Source organism: Sulfurimonas sp. (assembly GCF_029027405.1).
Taxonomy (GTDB): domain Bacteria; phylum Campylobacterota; class Campylobacteria; order Campylobacterales; family Sulfurimonadaceae; genus Sulfurimonas.
Genome location: NZ_CP093396.1, coordinates 847,300 through 864,427, shown reverse-complemented (window position 1 = coordinate 864,427; position 17,128 = coordinate 847,300). Strand labels below are relative to the sequence as shown.

Here is a 17,128-nt window from a genome sequence, read left to right as displayed (position 1 = left end):
TTTCATTAATGTCCTTCTAAATGTTTATGTAGTGGGTAATCATTTATTATCGTACTACCTTTAGTCTCTTGAATTAACTCCACTCCCGCATCTCCAGCTTCTGAAAGTGCCCAACCTGCTATCCCACCGACTATAAGGGCAGCACCTAATACAGCTAAAATTGGTAATTCAAATGGAAGAGCCACTATTGCTAAGAAAACTACTTTAGATGTTACAGCTCCCCCAGCAAACCCTAAAACAGTACTTCCTATTTGTTGCTCTGTATATTGTCCGATTTTTTCTATTTTACTAGGGTTTTGGTTGTAATGTTTTTTTATTTCTACTGTGTCATGCTCATAAGCTGAGTTAATTTGATAGTATCCTACACCTAAACTTATCAAAAGTGTCCCTCTACTAATTCTTTGACTTACAGCCGACATCCCATAAGTCTTCACATACTGATTACCACCCCAACTATTACTATAATGTTTAAGATTTACCCCTTTAGTATTTGTTGTGGCAAATGTTCCATCAACATATTCCATACCCTTTGTCAGTCCACCAAGACCGTTATTAATATTACCCATTGAACTTACAATATTATCTAATGGTGCAGTAGCAATAAGTTCTCCTGTCATGCTATCCATAAATATTACATTCTCACCATCTTGTTTCACTTTCAATTTTGCATGAACTTTACCATTTTTAGGGTCTATTATTGTAGCCTCTTTTATATATGTTTGATAATGGTTAAGACCTATAGTATTTGTATCATCAGTTTCTAATGATTTATAGTAGTTATTTTTTGAAATCTTTGCTTTAAGTGCTAGTGGTTCTGTTATTATATTTCTTCCTATTTGTGGAGAAAATCTATTTATGAGTGTTTTAAACTCTTCATCACTTTTTACTCGTAACTCTACTTCTGTAGAAGAGTACCCTCTCTCATCAAATACAACATCAAAGCTCGTAACTTCTTGTCCATCTTTTAAAACTTTGAATGGTTTTTTATTAACAAGCACTTCTATTGTAGCTGTAGTATTACTTGTTCCATGTGCTATAACATCTACTTTAGCACCTAAAGGTACATTTGTCCCTTGAAGTTTTGAGCCTTGTACAGAAAAATATAAAGCTTTAATTTCATATTGTACGATTTTTACAGTATTACTTTTATACTCTTTATCTTTATGTTTCACTACTGCTTGTATATCTTGTATATCATTTATATCTATACTTAGCATTGTTGCTATTTCTTGCATAGTTAATGTTTTTTGAATCTCTTTGTTTTTAACATACTCTTCGAAGCTACATACTTTAGGTTCATTGATGTTTTTTAGCAAAGTAACTATATCTAGTTGTATTTCTATTCCTTCTCCAATATTTGCATTTGCTTTTATTATTATCTCTTCATCAGGTTTTACTACTTTAGCGAAGGCTTGTGTTGGTTTATCTATTGAAACATTTGTTATTTCACCTTCAAGTGTAGGTCTTACATAAGAGATGGTCTCTGCTGTGTTTTTTGGATACTCTCTTGGGTATACTTTTATATTTATCTCTACTAGTTTAGGTTCATCTTCTTTTTTTACTTTAAGTTTATGTTCTACGCTTAGGTCATCTTTTACTTTTTCTTCTATAGTTGTTACTTTACCTGAAGAGTCTTTTTCTTGTATCTCTACTTTTAAATCTTTTATCTCATCTTTTGTTGGGTTATCTATGTTTAGTTCAACACTATAGTTTATTTTAGTAGAGTGAGGTTCAACTATATTCTTACCTAAGACTTCTACTACATTTACTTGGCGTTTTAGTTCACTTAGTCCATAACCCTCTGTTTCATCTTCTGGGCTATTTACAAAGCAGTGTGCATGTCCGTAGTGTTGTATATTATCATCTTGTAGTTTTACTTTCATTATGAGAGCATCTATCTCTATCTCATCATCTGTTGGTGTGTTTGTTAATATATCTCTATCTTGCTTATCATTGTTTTTTATGAAGTACCATTTTAGTTGAGCTGTTTGTGTTGGGTTTAGTTCTGTGGTCTCACTCCATGTTCCATCTTCATATTTTTCTACTTTTGCTGTATATATAAGTTCTTGTGTAATCTTATCTTGTTTAGAGATTGATGTTTGCATTCCTATTACTCTTATCTTTTCATAGAGTGGTTTTTTCAAGTCTTCTATACTAACTGTTTTTGAGGTGACTCCTGCGTTTGCTGAGTTATCATCATAGTTTGATGTTTTAAAGTGTATACCTGAGCTATCTACTGTTAGAACATTTCCTCCAACTTTCAAGCTTATTCCCTTTGCTGAGTCTAGCTCTATAGTTTTTGCTGCTTGTTTTATGGTCTTTGCTTTTAGGGAGTATGCTTTTTTTACTTCTATAGCTAAGTTCTCTCCTACTTGTTGGTATTTACTACCTAGGTGTTTTTGTTGAGTATCTTTTTCTACAAAAGAGGTAGAGAAACCTTTTACTCTTTGTGTTAAATCTTTTTGAACAACATTAAATGAGTTATTATTAACAATAGAGTTTGAGTCTTTAAGTATATGTATCTCTTGGTCTTCTTTGATTGTTAGTATTTGCTCTTTTTCTATTGTCTTTATCTCATTACCTAGTATATTTACTTTCTTATCATTTCCTATTGTTTGGGTTGAATCGTTTTGTACAGAGAGTTCTAGGTCATTATCTATGATTGTTTTTTTATTATTTGCTATATGTGTATTACTATTGTTTAGTACATTTAGTTCATAATCATTCTGTGCTCTTAGGCTTAGTAACTCTTCTCCTTGTTTATCTTCAAAGAGTAGTTCATTATATCCCTCTTTATCTTCGTATTGGGGTGTTGTTTGGGTTTTTATAAATGACTTTGTTTTTTCTTTTGGCAGGTTAAATGGATGTCGGTTCTCTCCATTGTGCAAGGCTCCCGTTATTATTGGTCTATCTATATCTCCATTTATAAAGCTTACTATTACTTCAGAGTTAACTCTAGGTAAGAACTGTACTCCGTAGCCATCTCCACTATAAATATTTGAGAGTGGTACATAAGCAGAGGTCGGTCTCTTTTCATCAAAGTGAAATATTACTTTTATCTCTCCTCTTTCGTTTACATCTATTTCATTTGCAAACTTTTGAGTATCTTTATCTGTATTTGAAACTATTGCTGTTTGTATAGAGTGGATTCGTGGTTTAGAAGTAATTACTTGTGGTCTATATATAACTTCACTTGGGATTGCTATGAACTCTACACTGTACTGTGCTTGTTGTTCATCATCTGCAACTTGAGCATACTCATCTAAGGCATTTGGAAATGTTGCTTTATACTTTACACTTAGAACAATTACTTGAGTATTCTTATGTCCTTTAATATCTTTTAGGTTTAGAACCACTCCATCATTAACACTTAACTCTTCTGAGTTTCCTAGAACTCTAATACCTTGTGAGAATCCTTGCTCTGCATCTATCTTTGCATAACGAGAGAGGTCTTTATACAGAGACTCATCTAGTTTATCAAGTCTATCACGGAGAGTCTCTTTTTTTATATCTGAGCGTAATTGGGATGTTACTTCATTATCAGCAAAAGTATGACTATGCATTACTTGTCCTGCTTGTATACTGAAGTCTAAGGAAGGCTTTTTATTTTCATAATAGTCTTGTGCTTGTGCTGATGTTGAAAATGTTTTAACTTTATTATATGTACATTCTATGATTTCTGTATTTAGTGGAGCATGTTCGTTTAGTTCACATAGGGTAACTGTGTATGGATTATTTGAAGATGCATCTATTAGAAGGATGTAACCTTCTTCTTCACACAACATTTTAATAAATTCAAAATCACTTTGTTTATACTGTGTACAAGTATGACGCTTTGGTATAGTTTGAGTATCTATTTTTACATCAAGTTGAATATTTAGTAGTACTGAATATTTTGCAATGATAGATGAAATGATATCAGGTACATTCATCTCTTGATAGACTTCATATCTTTGGTTAAGTGAAAGATAGTGTAGAGGGGATACTATTTTTATTTGGTAAAGCTTTTTTCTTGCTACACTTCCATTCTCTTTAGCTTCAATGATTTTTCCATATATCTTTTTAGAATTTAGTGGGCTTGTTTCATCTCTTAAGTGTAGCTCTGTTTCTGTATCTACTATATCCTCTACATTTATCTCTTCATCACTTATGAAGGTAAGTTTATATTCGTATCCAGTTAAGATTGAACTTTTACCTTCTAGTTCATATACGCTATAGGAGTCTCTTCCTTGCATCATAGTATCTGCTTGATTATATTCAGATAGTTTTAGTTGGGCTGTTATGGTTTTATGGAGTTTGGTTTTTTGCTTTAGAGTGTTATTTAAGTAAATTAGTTTAGACATATTTTAGCTTACTTTATTCTCTCTAAAACAACTTTTGGAATTTTCTTCTCTTTACCTTTTTCTTTCATCTGTTTTATATATGTACTGTAGGCTTGTTTAGCTTTTTCTTTGTTTTTTAAACCCCAATAAGCATCTCCTAGATTTATATAGGCTACTGTTCTGTTTGGGTATTTTTTTAAGATTTTTTCTAGGAGGTAGATTGCTTCATCATAATTCTTTGTTCGTTCAAGAAAAAAAGCTATATCATTTGTCTTTGCTGTATTTTTTTTATTATTTAAAAATAAATAGTTATCCATATATTCATTTGTATCACAAATTTGTTCTTGTTTAAAATGTTTTGTAATGTTTTTTATTATATATTCTTGTAGTTTTCCCCCATCTTTTGACTTATATATCTCTAAAAGTTTTTTATAATCCTTTTGAAATATTTTATCTTCTCGTATAAGCCCTTCAATAGAAGGAATCTTATAGTTCATCATATAAACTTTTTCAGAAGAGAACTGTGTTAAAGAAACTTCAAAAACATTATTTTCATCTACTTTAAACTTTTCTTCAATTTCATGTAAACATTTATATTCTTTATATTTATAGTTTACTAAACTATTTTTATCTATAGAAAAATAAAAATAACTTATTGCTTCAGCTCTATTATAAATAATTCCTATTATTAACAAACCATCTTTTATAAATAATTCATGATGGTTATCAAGTCCATCTTGTGGTATATTTTTAATAGGAATTGCATCACTGTTTTCAACTAAAATTTTATACTTTGCGTTCCCAAGATTTTTTAAGATATATAAATATCTTTTCTCTTCTAACTCATCAGATGTTTTTTCTTTATTATTTGCAATAATTATAACTAAATCTTTTAACCCATCATTTGTTAAATCACCCTCAACTTGCTCAAGAATAAAACTATTTTTCTTTATATTTTGTATTTCACTATAATTAATTATTTTACTTGCATAAAGTGAATTAATAACTACCACTATAAATAGTAAATATTTAATCATCTTAACTTCCTTCTTTAAATATTTCAATTGTTTTTTTAAAATGTTCTTGTCGTTTAGTTTTACTTTTAGTATACATATTCACAATATTTGTGACTTTATTAACATCTTCATATGTATAAGCAATATCAGCTATCTTATTAATTTTTTTATCAGTCCAATATGCCATAGCTGATAATAAAGAACCTTCTATTGTTTCCATAATAGTTGTATTATTCAATAAATCAATTCCTAATTCAGGAACTTTTTCTTTTAAAATTTTATTTGATCCTTTATAATTAGATTTACCAGTTAATTGAATAAATCCTTTACCTCTAAACTTCCATCCATCACCACTTGCTATATCACCATTTCCATTTCGTTTAGAATAGCTTCTATTTGCAATAGCTTCTTGATTTGCAGAATGACTATCTGTACGACCATATTGTTCTGCTTCATCAGGATGATTCTTAAAATATAAAAATGGATAGCCAGATTTCAATACGGATGCTTTATAATTTAAGTTTTCTACTATATCTATATTATTACCCACTTCTTCTCGACATTGTGCAAAAAAATGAGCAACTCTAAGTGGTGTATTTATTTCAAAAACTTGGCAGTATTGATTAAAAGTTTTTGCTGTTTCAGCAAGTTTACTATTTGTTGCTTTTATAAATATTTGTTTTAATTGTTCTACTGTTATTTTACAATTAGGCTTAACATACCCCCACCCCTCAACCAAAGCCTCATCTAAAGCAAGTAGTGTGTTCTTTCCTACTACTCCGTCAGCTTTACTTTGATTGTATTGATGAGTGTTGTTTGTTGCTTTATAGTTCTCTTGGAAAGTCATTACTGCTTGTTCTCCATCATTTCCTAACTTAGCATCTATGCCATCACTACCTATATCTATTTTCATCTTTTGAAGAGCTTCTTGTATGAGTTTTACTTCATTACCTTTAGAACCTTTTTTAAATACTATCTTTTGTATATCTTCTACTATATCATTTAAAACTTTATCTTCTTTGTAGAGTTTTGATTTTAGGGTTCTTTGTATACTTGTTTTATTACTTTTATACTCTTTATCTTTATGTTTGACTACTGCTTGTATATCTTGTATATCATTTATATCTATACTTAGCATTGTTGCTATTTCTTGCATAGTTAATGTTTTTTGAATCTCTTTGTTTTTAACAAACTCTTCGAAGCTACATACTTTAGGTTCATTGATGTTTTTTAGCAAAGTGACTATATCTAGTTGTATTTCTATTCCTTCTCCAATATTTGCATTTGCTTTTATTATTATCTCTTCATCAGGTTTTACTACTTTAGCGAAGGCTTGTGTTGGTTTATCTATTGAAACATTTGTTATTTCACCTTCAAGTGTAGGTCTTACATAAGAGATAGTCTCTGCTGTGTTTTTTGGATACTCTCTTGGGTATACTTTTATATTTATCTCTACTAGTTTAGGTTCATCTTCTTTTTTTGCTTTAAGTTTATGTTCTACGCTTAGGTCATCTTTTACTTTTTCTTCTATAGTTGTTACTTTACCTGAAGAGTCTTTTTCTTGTATCTCTACTTTTAAATCTTTTATCTCATCTTTTGTTGGGTTATCTATGTTTAGTTCAACACTATAGTTTACTTGAGTAGAGTGAGGTTCAACTATATTCTTACCTAAGACTTCTACTACATTTACTTGGCATTTTAGTTCACTTAGTCCATAACCCTCTGTTTCATCTTCTGGGCTATTTACAAAGCAGTGTGCATGTCCGTAGTGTTGTATATTATCATCTTGTAGTTTTACTTTCATTATGAGAGCATCTATCTCTATCTCATCATCTGTTGGTGTGTTTGTTAATATATCTCTATCTTGCTTATCATTGTTTTTTATGAAGTACCATTTTAGTTGAGCTGTTTGTGTTGGGTTTAGTTCTGTGGTCTCACTCCATGTTCCATCTTCATATTTTTCTACTTTTGCTGTATATATAAGTTCTTGTGTAATCTTATCTTGTTTAGAGATTGATGTTTGCATTCCTATTACTCTTATCTTTTCATAGAGTGGTTTTTTCAAGTCTTGTATACTAACTGTTTTTGAAGTGACTCCTGCGTTTGCTGAGTTATCATCATAGTTTGATGTTTTAAAGTGTATACCTGAGCTATCTACTGTTAGAACATTTCCTCCAACTTTCAAGCTTATTCCCTTTGCTGAGTCTAGCTCTATAGTTTTTGCTGCTTGTTTTATGGTCTTTGCTTTTAGGGAGTATGCTTTTTTTACTTCTATAGCTAAGTTCTCTCCTACTTGTTGGTATTTACTACCTAGGTGTTTTTGTTGAGTATCTTTTTCTACAAAAGAGGTAGAGAAACCTTTTACTCTTTGTGTTAAGTCTTTTTGAACAACATTAAATGAGTTATTATTAACAATAGAGTTTGAGTCTTTAAGTATATGTATCTCTTGGTCTTCTTTGATTGTTAGTATTTGCTCTTTTTCTATTGTCTTTATCTCATTACCTAGTATATTTACTTTCTTATCATTTCCTATTGTTTGGGTTGAATCGTTTTGTACAGAGAGTTCTAGGTCATTATCTATGATTGTTTTTTTATTATTTGCTATATGTGTATTACTATTGTTTAGTACATTTAGTTCATAATCATTCTGTGCTCTTAGGCTTAGTAACTCTTCTCCTTGTTTATCTTCAAAGAGTAGTTCATTATATCCCTCTTTATCTTCGTATTGGGGTGTTGTTTGGGTTTTTATAAATGACTTTGTTTTTTCTTTTGGCAGGTTAAATGGATGTCGGTTCTCTCCATTGTGCAAGGCTCCCGTTATTATTGGTCTATCTATATCTCCATTTATAAAGCTTACTATTACTTCAGAGTTAACTCTAGGTAAGAACTGTACTCCGTAGCCATCTCCACTATAAATATTTGAGAGTGGTACATAAGCAGAGGTCGGTCTCTTTTCATCAAAGTGAAATATTACTTTTATCTCTCCTCTTTCGTTTACATCTATTTCATTTGCAAACTTTTGAGTATCTTTATCTGTATTTGAAACTATTGCTGTTTGTATAGAGTGGATTCGTGGTTTAGAAGTAATTACTTGTGGTCTATATATAACTTCACTTGGGATTGCTATGAACTCTACACTGTACTGTGCTTGTTGTTCATCATCTGCAACTTGAGCATACTCATCTAAGGCATTTGGAAATGTTGCTTTATACTTTACACTTAGAACAATTACTTGAGTATTCTTATGTCCTTTAATATCTTTTAGGTTTAGAACCACTCCATCATTAACACTTAACTCTTCTGAGTTTCCTAGAACTCTAATACCTTGTGAGAATCCTTGCTCTGCATCTATCTTTGCATAACGAGAGAGGTCTTTATACAGAGACTCATCTAGTTTATCAAGTCTATCACGGAGAGTCTCTTTTTTTATATCTGAGCGTAATTGGGATGTTACTTCATTATCAGCAAAAGTATGACTATGCATTACTTGTCCTGCTTGTATACTGAAGTCTAAGGAAGGCTTTTTATTTTCATAATAGTCTTGTGCTTGTGCTGATGTTGAAAATGTTTTAACTTTATTATATGTACATTCTATGATTTCTGTATTTAGTGGAGCATGTTCGTTTAGTTCACACAGGGTAACTGTGTATGGATTATTTGAAGATGCATCTATTAGAAGGATGTAACCTTCTTCTTCACACAACATTTTAATAAATTCAAAGTCACTTTGTTTATACTGCGTACAAGTATGACGCTTTGGTATAGTTTGAGTATCTATTTTTACATCAAGTTGAATATTTAGTAGTACTGAATATTTTGCAATGATAGATGAAATGATATCAGGTATATTCATCTCTTGATAAACTTCATATCTTTGGTTAAGTGAAAGATAGTGTAGAGGGGATACTATTTTTATTTGGTAAAGCTTTTTTCTTGCTACACTTCCATTCTCTTTAGCTTCAATGATTTTTCCATATATCTTTTTAGAGTTTAGTGGGCTTGTTTCATCTCTTAAGTGTAGCTCTGTTTCTGTATCTACTATATCCTCTACATTTATCTCTTCATCACTTATGAAGGTAAGTTTATATTCGTATCCAGTTAAGATTGAACTTTTACCTTCTAGTTCATATACGCTATAGGAGTCTCTTCCTTGCATCATAGTATCTGCTTGATTATATTCAGATAGTTTTAGTTGGGCTGAGATTCGTTGGTGGATTTTATTGTTCATGGGAGATGCTAGTTGTGACATTTTCTACCTTTTAAAGATACTTAGATACTTAATAAACTTTGGTATGAAAAGTACTAAAATATACTTTTCACACTAAAACTTATTTTCCGGGTTTCCCCGAAATAAAGTATAGGGGCTTACGCTCCTACACCTACTCTCCAGTCATCTTCTCCAGATGTACTAGCAGTTTCATGTCTCCAAGAAATCTTTCTGTAAGAAAAAGATACTATTTCAAGAGGCATAACTTGAGCCGCTGATGCACTCTCTTGAGATTCCATAGATGCATCCATATTAGTTATTACAGCATCTTCAAGAGTCATACTGTAGTAATGCTCAGGTTTACCTGCATATGAAGTTCTATACCATTTAAGTTCTACTTTCTTTAAAGTCTCACCTTTAGTTAGTGCATTATAAAGAAGTGGTGAACTCTTATCAATTAGTTTAGTAACAATCAATGGGTTATGAGTTCTTTGACCTGTTGGCTGACCTGTAGTCGTATTGCGTGGGATGTTGATGTTGTGAGTAAATGCTTTTACTATCGCCTCATCTTCATGACCATTCTGATAAATATTACCTACTGATTCTGGTGTTGTTGCACCTTCTGTTATATTACCTTGTGTGCTACCCTCGATTGACATAAAAACTGGATTATCCATTTAATTTCCTTATAGTTAATTTGAGTTTTATTATAGTCTTTAAAATACAACAAACAACTTAAAAAATATGCTTATTTGTTATATTACAATTATCGAAGTTAACTAATAAAGCAAGACTGTTTTTTTGTTGAGCTATATTTAACTCTTTTGCCGTAAATTTCCACTTTCTTATTGGTATAGTTGTCCATTGAAGGCATATTTACATCAATAGGAGCTATTCCATCTAAATCAGCTGAATGATGAAGATATCCTTGTCTTAACTCTTTATGTAAATCACCATGCATTTCGAATTTATCTTCTCTTAGCTCTTTGTATACTTTATATAAAAATTTATTATTTCTTGAATCAATTTTATATTGAGTTGAGATATCTTCAAAAGGAACTTTTTCTGAATTATCATCTGAGTTCAAAGCTTCCGTGTGCATAAGCTTCAAGCTAACATACTCATACTTATTTGAAATTTTTGGTCTGTATATATATAAATTATCATCTTCAATCAAGTTTTTAATTCTATAAAAACCAGCTTTTTTATTTCGCTTAATTTCTTTTATATCTTCAGCTGCCTCTACAAATAAGTCTGGACTGCTCTTTATCCACTCATACTTTTTATTCCATTTAAGAAGCAATTTTTCATTCTCATCAGCGATATAACGAGGACTCTTTTCTTTATCCATATAACCACCACCGACATCAGCGTGTGCCCCAGGAAGAGCTATCTCTTTCATTTTTGAATCTTCTTGAAACTTTTTAGAAGCACTCTCAGTAATATGTGTCATAGCAAAGTTTTTTCTGTACTCATCTTCAGCTGTGAGATGAACAAGTCTTCCTAATTTAGCCTCTTTAAAATCTAAATTTAAATCTTTATTATCATTTGCTTGACAAATCCCATAATGAGCTACAGTATCGTAAATCCCTATAAAACGAAACGAAACAGAATCTATCTGTAGTTTTCTTGCATATTTTTTGTAATATGGATTATAGTAGTCTACATCTCGTTTATTCCGACCTACACTTTTTGTAACAGTAATTTTTTCAATATCTGTTCGTAGAGGATTAAAGTAGTAACGTCCTTCTACCTTTGTATAAACACCACCTTGCTCTGGATAAAAAGGAGAAAATATGTTTTTTGATTCATCACTTGTATTTAGTGTATATTTACGTGTTGTATCAGATGTCTGGACATCATACTCTTTCATTATAGAACTCACAAAGTGTCTTGCTTCTGCCGCTCCACGTGAGAATCCAAAAACATCAAGAACCAATTCATTTACTAAGTTATAATTATTATGACGTAAGTTTTTAGCTATTTTATCGCAGGTATATACTATATGGGCTAATACACCGGTACTTCCAAATGCCAATCCTAAACCTATCTTACTATCTGACTTTAGTTTCCCACTCTCATAAGGGTCTATACAACCATCTCCACTAGCATAGACTTTAAAGCTGTCTTTTATATATTTCCTTGGCTCTGAGTCTTTTAGATTTAAGGGATCATAAGCTTTGTAATGTTCGAACAAACGTTTGATATTTGTATATCCATTCACAAAACTACTACCCTCCCCTGAGGGAAGAATCTCATCATATACATACTCTTTTACTAGAGTCTCTTTATACTCTTGTGTGTCTGCATCTAGTATTATCCCATCTTTAACAGCTTTCTCAGTATCTTTATTTAACTTTCCATCTTTAATATCTATAAGAAAGTCATAGACTTTATCTGAATGATCTGATGCTCTATCTTGAAACCAAGACTTATATTTTGTATCTTCGTTGTTTATCTTGTCTTTTGATGAGTTTTGGAAATAACGGACATTTTCTTGGATTTCGTCACGAATTCTATTGATGATTACATCTTTTCTTGGTTCATCAACTTCTCTTATGTATGTTGCTGCATTTGGATAGAATTTTTCATTATGTACATCTTTTTTCATAATAGGACGCTTTTCAGCATCCGTATCCAAAACAATTTTAGTTTGCTCACTAAGATACTTATGAAAATCAAGATTAAAGTCTACATTATACATACTGTTTTTAGTTCCATCGAAAAAGACTCCATACTCAACTAGAACCTTTGGCATCAAAGAAACAGAAGCATGTTCACTTAGAACTAGTACATCATAAACATCATCTTTTTTATTGTATATATAAGGGAGTGCTACTAAAGCATAAGCTTCATCTTCTATATTATCAGCATATAAGTATTGATTACAGATTTTAACATCTAGCCTAAGGTATCCAAAATTTGAATGCATATTTTCATCATTTTTTAACACAGAAGCTTCATCAAAAAAACCAAAGCCTTTTAGAAGACTTTTTAACTTATTAGCATCTTTAGACGGTGTACTTTGACGAATTATCCATTTATTTTTAAACTTTGAAGGATAAGTTCTAAACTCAGATATTTTTGTTTTATCTAAAGTAAAGGCAGGTTCATCTTTTGCATTTACACACTCTTGTAAAAGTGGGAGGTATCTGTCTTTTATCTCATTAATTCTATCTTCATTACTTTTTGCTTTATCATTTAGAAACGCATCGCCTAACTCATCTCGTCCAACTACTAAAAAAGCCCATCTTGTTCTAGCATTCTGCGCGGCAGCGACTCCGCTATTATTATAAAAAAACCGTACAACATGCATAAACTCTGTATCATGATAATAGACATTTGATGAACCTCTTTTTATTTCTGACATTATTTTTGTGCCTTTAGTTTTTTAATCCATTTTTGAGCTTTTTTATTTCCAAGTTTAGAGGCTTTTTTATACCAATAAATTGCTTTATCTTTATCTTTTAATTCTACAGAATATATATACCCTAAACTAGTGGCAGAATCTTCATCTCCCAATTCTGCACCTCTTTTATACCACTTTATTGCATTTTTATAATCTTTTTTATCATGATAAACATATCCGCGTCTAAACCCAGCAAAGCCACAACCCATGGCATCTGCTTTATCTAGCCATTCCATAGATTTTTTTTCATCATTTAATTTTTCATAAACTATTACTAAGTCTTCAGTTCCTTTGCAATCTTTCATTTCATAAGCTTTCGTGTACCATTTAATAGCTTTTTCTTTATCTTTAAGGTCTTTTAAATAAATATATCCAAGTAAACTAGCCCCTCTTGCATTTCCATTCTCAATAGTTTTCAAACAATACTCTTTACATTTTTCAAAATCATTGTATTCATTGATATATATTTGAGCCATTCCCCAATATCCTCGACCATCACCAAGTTTACCAAGCTCTTCTAAGACACTTAATGCCCCTTTTAAGTCGCCTTTTTTTCTAAGCATATGACCATATCCAAAATAAGCATCTTTATTATTAAGTGCCATTGCCCTTTTATACCATATTTGAGATTTATCATATTTAGCCATATTATCATACAGCACTGCTAGATTATAAATAGACTTATACTCACCTAACTCTGCCCCTTCTTTATAATAATCAATTGCATCATTAAGTCCATTTTCTATATAGGCTTCATGAAGACTTCCTAAAAGGTAGTAAGATTCTTTGGAAGCTTTTTTAGCACCTTTTAGATACTCTTTCTTTGCTTTTTGAAAGTCCTCTTTATCTAGGTAGAGATTCCCAAGATAGTTATATGCTTCAACATTACCTTTTTTTATCCACTCTTGATAATAAGCAATAGCTTCATCTTCTTTAAGTAGCTTTTTTTCTAAAATAGAACCTACTCTATATACCGAGTCCTTATAATTTTTATCTGCTGCTTTTTTAAACCATTTTACTGCAAGGTCATACTCTTTTTTCTGCTCTTCATAAATTCCACCAAGATAGTACATAGCTTTTGCATCATCTTGAAGAGTTGCTTGTTTGTAAAGATTAATAGCTTCATCAAATCTATTTTTAGTAACAAGGTAACCTGCTAAGAAGTTTATATCTTCTACAGATTTACTATTATTAACTTCTTTTTTTAAACACTCTATATATTTATTTGTAGTTTCTAACTTATCTGTACATATTGAAACATCCGCATTTAATGCTGTTAGTAAAAATAATATTATTAATAAAAATCTATTCATTACTTTTTTCTTCTCCATTTATCTCTTCTTCACTATCTGCAAAATTGGCATGTGCAACGGCGACATTCATTTGAGTTGTTTCTATATATGCTGTTATTTTAAGGTCTAGTTTTTCACCCTTATAGGTATGAGTCATTGTCCCTTTTGCATTTGACTCAGGAACATCTTTACCTTCTACTGTCCATCTTGTTTCTGCTTTTTCTTCTTCAGTAATCTCATCAACATTATATATTGCTTGAGCTTCAAACTCTTTATTGTCATTGTTCGTGATATTAACGAGAATATCTTCTACCTCAAGCATACGTTTAAGTTCAGTAACTTCATATCCCTCTTCAACTGCATCAACTACAAATGCATGAGCATGTCCGTGTTTATAGATATTCTCTTTTTCGAGTGTAACAGACATTTCTAAACCTTTGATATTAATGGTATCATCTGTTGGGTTGTCTGTTAATATATCTTTATTCTCTTGGTCATTATTTTTAATGAAGTACCAGTTGATTTGTGCCTCTTGTGTTGTTGTAAGTTCTGTTGTTTCACTCCATGCACCATCTTCAAACTTTTCTACACTAGCTGTGTATGTTAATACTTGGGTAATCTCATCTTGTTTAGTAATGCTTGCTTCAACTTTTGTAACTTTGAGTTTATTATAGAGTGGTTTTTCTATTTTAGCAATAGCAATTTTACTCGCTGTTACTCCTGCATTTCCTGAGTCAGTATCAACTTTTGATGCTTTTAGATGAATCCCTCCTCCATCTACAGTTAGAACACTTCCACCACACTTTAGGCTTATTCCATCACTTGCTTCTATTTCTACAGTTTCAGCTTCTTGTTTAATTGTTTTTGCGTTTAAATGGTAAGAGCTTGTTATTTCAATCCCAAGTTCTGCTTCTATTTGTAAAAATAGATTTGCTAAGTATTTCTCTTTTTGGTCTTTTTCTATATAGTGAGTTACTTGACCTTTTATCCTTTGGATAAGATCTTGTTCTATGATTGTTTTTTGATTATTATTGATGATGGTGTTAGCATCTTTAAGTATATGTATCTCTTGGTCTTCTTTGATTGTTAGTATTTGCTCTTTTTCTATTGTCTTTATCTCATTACCTAGTATATTTACTTTCTTATCATTTCCTATTGTTTGGGTTGAATCGTTTTGGACAGAGAGTTCTAGGTCATTATCTATGATTATTTTTTTATTGTTTGCTATATGAGTATTACTATTGTTTAGTACATTTAGTTCATAATCATTCTGTGCTCTTAGGCTTAGTAACTCTTCTCCTTGTTTATCTTCAAAGAGTAGTTCATTATATCCCTCTTTATCTTCATATTGGGGTGTTGTTTGGGTTTTTATAAATGACTTTGTTTTTTCTTTTGGCAGGTTAAATGGATGTCGGTTTTCTCCATTGTGCAAAGCTCCCGTTATTATTGGTCTATCTATATCTCCATTTATAAAGCTTACTATTACTTCAGAGTTAACTCTAGGTAAGAACTGTACGCCATAGCCATCTCCACTATAGATATTTGAGAGTGGTACATAAGCAGAGGTAGGTCTCTTTTCATCAAAGTGAAATATTACTTTTATCTCTCCTCTTTCGTTTACATCTATTTCATTTGCAAACTTTTGAGTATCTTTATCTGTATTTGAAACTATTGCTGTTTGTATAGAGTGGATTCGTGGTTTAGAAGTAATTACTTGGGGTCTATATATAACATCACTTGGGATTGCTATGAACTCTACACTGTACTGTGCTTGTTGCTCATCATCTGCAACTTGAGCATACTCATCTAAGGCATTTGGAAATATTGCTTTATACTTTACACTTAGAACAATTACTTGAGTATTCTTATGTCCTTTAATATCTTTTAGGTTTAGAACCACTCCATCTTTAACACTTAATTCTTCTGAGTTTCCTAGAACTCTAATACCTTGTGAAAAACCTTGCTCTGCATCTATCTTTGCATAACGAGAGAGGTCTTTATATAGAGACTCATCTAGTTTATCAAGTCTATCACGGAGAGTCTCTTTTTTTATATCTGAGCGTAATTGGGATGTTACTTCATTATCAGCAAAAGTATGACTATGCATTACTTGTCCTGCTTGTATACTGAAGTCTAAGGAAGGCTTTTTATTTTCATAATAGTCTTGTGCTTGTGCTGATGTTGAAAATGTTTTAACTTTATTATATGTACATTCTATTATTTCTGTATTTAGTGGAGCATGTTCGTTTAGTTCACATAGGGTAACTGTGTATGGATTATTTGAAGATGCATCTATTAGAAGGATGTAACCTTCTTCTTCACACAACATTTTAATAAATTCAAAATCACTTTGTTTATACTGTGTACAAGTATGACGCTTTGGTATAGTTTGAGTATCTATTTTTACATCAAGTTGAATATTTAGTAGTACTGAATATTTTGCAATGATAGATGAAATGATATCAGGTACATTCATCTCTTGATAGACTTCATATCTTTGGTTAAGTGAAAGATAGTGTAGAGGGGATACTACTTTTATTTGGTAAAGCTTTTTTCTTGCTACACTTCCATTCTCTTTAGCTTCAATGATTTTTCCATATATCTTTTTAGAGTTCAATGGGCTTGTTTCATCTCTTAAGTGTAGCTCTGTTTCTGTATCTACTATATCCTCTACATTTATCTCTTCATCACTTATAAAGGTAAGTTTATATTCGTACCCAGTTAAGATTGAACTTTTACCTTCTAGTTCATATACGCTATAGGAGTCTCTTCCTTGCATCATAGTATCTGCTTGATTATATTCAGATAGTTTTAGTTGGGCTGAGATGCTTTTGTCAATTATAGAGAGTATATTTAAATTTGGTATGTGACCCATTTTTTTA

General features: G+C 31.2%; 7 protein-coding genes. All 7 read right to left on the bottom strand.

The window, feature by feature from the left end:
* Positions 1–5 precede the first annotated feature (5 nt).
* Positions 6–4,343, bottom strand: coding sequence for a type VI secretion system Vgr family protein (locus MOV42_RS04035; protein ID WP_324172514.1), 4,338 nt, complete (start codon positions 4,341–4,343; stop codon positions 6–8).
* An 8-nt stretch (positions 4,344–4,351) separates the two neighbouring features.
* Complete coding sequence (locus MOV42_RS04030; RefSeq protein ID WP_324172513.1) at positions 4,352–5,359, bottom strand: tetratricopeptide repeat protein; 1,008 nt, start codon at positions 5,357–5,359, stop codon at positions 4,352–4,354.
* A gap of 1 nt (position 5,360) precedes the next feature.
* Positions 5,361–9,587, bottom strand: a complete 4,227-nt coding sequence (gene tssI / locus MOV42_RS04025; protein ID WP_324172512.1) for a type VI secretion system tip protein TssI/VgrG — start codon at positions 9,585–9,587, stop codon at positions 5,361–5,363.
* Between the two features lie 116 nt (positions 9,588–9,703).
* Positions 9,704–10,222 (bottom strand): Hcp family type VI secretion system effector, encoded by a 519-nt coding sequence (locus tag MOV42_RS04020; RefSeq protein WP_324172472.1) that lies wholly within the window; start codon positions 10,220–10,222, stop codon positions 9,704–9,706.
* A 98-nt stretch (positions 10,223–10,320) separates the two neighbouring features.
* Complete coding sequence (locus tag MOV42_RS04015) at positions 10,321–12,915, bottom strand: phospholipase effector Tle1 domain-containing protein (RefSeq protein ID WP_324172511.1); 2,595 nt, start codon at positions 12,913–12,915, stop codon at positions 10,321–10,323.
* A complete protein-coding gene (locus MOV42_RS04010; RefSeq protein ID WP_324172510.1) occupies positions 12,915–14,267 on the bottom strand; it encodes a tetratricopeptide repeat protein in 1,353 nt (450 codons plus the stop codon). The genes MOV42_RS04015 and MOV42_RS04010 overlap by 1 nt, the downstream gene beginning before the upstream one ends.
* Positions 14,260–17,121, bottom strand: coding sequence for a type VI secretion system Vgr family protein (locus tag MOV42_RS04005; RefSeq protein ID WP_324172509.1), 2,862 nt, complete (start codon positions 17,119–17,121; stop codon positions 14,260–14,262). Before MOV42_RS04005 ends, MOV42_RS04010 begins: the two co-directional genes overlap by 8 nt.
* Positions 17,122–17,128 lie beyond the last annotated feature (7 nt).

Bases quoted from the DNA above. Each gene is read 5' to 3' on its own strand.
- MOV42_RS04035 (WP_324172514.1), bottom strand. From the start codon at position 4,343: ATGTCTAAACTAATTTACTTAAATAACACTCTAAAGCAAAAAACCAAA.
- MOV42_RS04030 (WP_324172513.1), bottom strand. From the start codon at position 5,359: ATGATTAAATATTTACTATTTATAGTGGTAGTTATTAATTCACTTTAT.
- tssI (WP_324172512.1), bottom strand. From the start codon at position 9,587: ATGTCACAACTAGCATCTCCCATGAACAATAAAATCCACCAACGAATC.
- MOV42_RS04020 (WP_324172472.1), bottom strand. From the start codon at position 10,222: ATGGATAATCCAGTTTTTATGTCAATCGAGGGTAGCACACAAGGTAAT.
- MOV42_RS04015 (WP_324172511.1), bottom strand. From the start codon at position 12,915: ATGTCAGAAATAAAAAGAGGTTCATCAAATGTCTATTATCATGATACA.
- MOV42_RS04010 (WP_324172510.1), bottom strand. From the start codon at position 14,267: ATGAATAGATTTTTATTAATAATATTATTTTTACTAACAGCATTAAAT.
- MOV42_RS04005 (WP_324172509.1), bottom strand. From the start codon at position 17,121: ATGGGTCACATACCAAATTTAAATATACTCTCTATAATTGACAAAAGC.